This window comes from Magnetococcales bacterium, from assembly GCA_015228935.1.
GTDB lineage: Bacteria > Pseudomonadota > Magnetococcia > Magnetococcales > DC0425bin3 > HA3dbin3.
The window spans coordinates 473-2,413 of sequence record JADGCO010000160.1 but is presented as its reverse complement, the minus strand read 5'-3'; the positions used below and the strand labels follow the sequence as shown (position 1 = coordinate 2,413).

The window sequence follows — 1,941 nt, the reverse complement described above, 5'->3', positions numbered from 1 at the left end:
CGTGCCCAGGTTCGCAAACCGGAACCCTCGGCTGGGGAAAAATCTGGTTCCCCGCTGCGCAGGCCGGAACGCAAGGGGGAGGATGGACCTGCTGCCTCGGTTCGCAAGCCCGATCAATCTGCAAATGAGACCGGGGAACATAAATCCGGCAAGGGAGAGAAGCGGATTGCCGTCAAAATGCTGGCCTATACGGACAAGGCCAATGCCGATTTAAAACAACAGGAACTCGAACGCCTTGGTTTGCCAGCCTTTCAGAAGATGATTCGTGTGAAGGGGAAACCGTATCATCAGCTCTATCTGGGACCTTTCAAGGATCGTGATGCCGCCCAGGAAGCGGCACGCACGGCGGTGCGCAAGGTGGGTCATGGCGGCAGAATTCTGCCCCTGAATGAATCTGCTTCAGCCGCTAAAGGATCGGACGGCCAGACACCCGCCAAGGTGTCCGATGGGCGGCCTTCGTCCAAAGCGTCGGGAGGTCGGCAAGCGACATCCAGGGTGTCGGATGATCAACCGATACCCAGGGTATCGGACGATCAACCGGTGCCCAGGGTGTCGAACGATCAACCGGTGCCCAGGGTGTCGAACGATCAACCAGTGCCCAAGGCAGCCAGGGAAAAGGAGGGTGCGGAACGCCCAGGTCATGCACCGTCGGATACAACGGTTTCGACCATCCAGGTGGTTTCTTATCTGGATCGGTCCATGGCCGAGCAGATGAAGAAAAAATTGCTCAACTGGGGTCTGCCCGCATCCATTCAACGTGAGGTGATTCGGGAGCGGGACGTGTTTACGGTTTTGGCCGGACCATTCACATCCGCGAAGGCCGGCGAAGAGGCCCAACGCCTGATCGCCAAAAAAACAGGAATTCAGGGAACCTTGCAGCAACAAACCTACCCTGGAACCGGTTTCATCCCTTCCTCGCCGGTATCGCGATCCAAGGCGAAGAAATCCCCGGAGCAGGACGCCGCATCATCCGCTCTTGAGGCTACACTTCCTTCGGCAACCGTCTTCGACCCGGCAGACAAGTCAACCGGCAACATGCAATACCTGGTTTATCTGGGTTCATTCATTCAGAAGGAAGAGGCGGAATCCCTGTCGAAAAAGTTGGCAGACTTCGGTTTGCCCGTCATGAAGCAAAAAATCAGTGTACAGAAAAAACGGCTGCTGGTTCTTTGTTCCGGACCTTTTCCCAGCCGACGTGAAACCGAAGTGGCCATACGCCTGATTCGTGAAGAGACGGGTCTGGTCAAATTGCCGATTCGGGAGGTAAATCCAGCAAAAATTAAAAAAGGCAAAGTTTGTGAACTTGGGTCTTGATTGAAAAATAAAAATGTGGGATACTACCAAAATGTCCTATCCGCAGTGGTCCTGCTTGGATCCAATCCATGAAAATTCGTTCCCGTGCGGTTTTCCATACGTTCTCTGTGATTTTGGTGGTTCTTGTCGGGACCATCTTTCTCCAGTATGTCGTATCCCGGATTGTGTTGGAGAAAGAGATCAATAATCACTTGCGCACTGTTGTTTCAATTCCAAAGAAGTGAGTTGGTCACGGGTTTTGTTTGCATTCCTGTTTTGACCCTGCCAAGAGATCCGGAAGGGATTGGGCAGGAATGCCATGCCGCATGCGGCTCTCTCTTACCAGGCACATGGATCTCGGCCTGTTTCAGGAAGTCAACGTGACCAATTTGTCCAGGAGACTCATGATGAAAAATGTTCGTGCCAGATTTTTGGGATTGGCGGCTGGTCTGGCCTTGGGCCTGATGGTGTTCGGTGATGGCTTGGCCCAGGAGGCACCAGTTTCTGGTGATAATCCTGTTGGAATCGGCAATCAGGTGCAGGGTTCGGGAGATTCCGGAATGACGGGTGGACCTGGTGGACCCGGGATGATGGGTGGACCTGGTGGACCCGGGATGATGGGTGGACCTGGTGGACCCGGGATGATGG

Annotated in this window: 2 protein-coding genes; both read left to right on the top strand. The window is 54.2% G+C overall.

Annotated features, from left to right (window positions below):
• Nucleotides 1-1,314 (top strand): SPOR domain-containing protein (locus tag HQL65_19945; protein MBF0138509.1); only part of this gene is annotated, 1,314 nt, incomplete at its 5' end.
• Nucleotides 1,315-1,619: 305 nt separating this feature from the next.
• The coding region (locus HQL65_19940) for a hypothetical protein (protein ID MBF0138508.1) at nucleotides 1,620-1,941 on the top strand (322 nt) is incomplete at its 3' end.